Here is a 242-nt window from a genome sequence, read left to right as displayed (position 1 = left end):
GTAAAAAACGAACCCATAGGCTCTGTCAGATTGGCGGTGCGGTGGAATCCGTTCTTGGTGCTCCTATTGAGGAAGAAGACATCCCAAAGCTGATTGTTTTTCTGAAAAGGCAGGAAGCCAATGGGAGATTTTTCTCAAAAGCAATGCAGAAAGAAACCAATACCGATATGGAGGAAGTGTAATGGCAGAGGGGATGAGTTTTTCATTCCCTTCATTGCTTTTTCATGAAGGGCGCACTTATG

1 pseudogene is annotated in these 242 nt (G+C 44.2%); it reads left to right on the top strand.

Features of this window, described 5'->3' with window-relative positions:
• A pseudogene (locus tag LJE09_RS19375) lies at positions 1-182 on the top strand (relaxasome subunit MobC); the annotation flags it as partial.
• Positions 183-242: the final 60 nt, after the last annotated feature.

It is taken from the genome of Blautia sp. DFI.3.45 (genome assembly GCF_020593505.1).
Taxonomy (GTDB): Bacteria; Bacillota; Clostridia; order Lachnospirales; family Lachnospiraceae; genus Blautia_A; species Blautia_A wexlerae.
The sequence above is the reverse complement of the archived record's forward strand: the minus strand, read 5'-3'. Positions and strand labels throughout refer to the sequence as shown.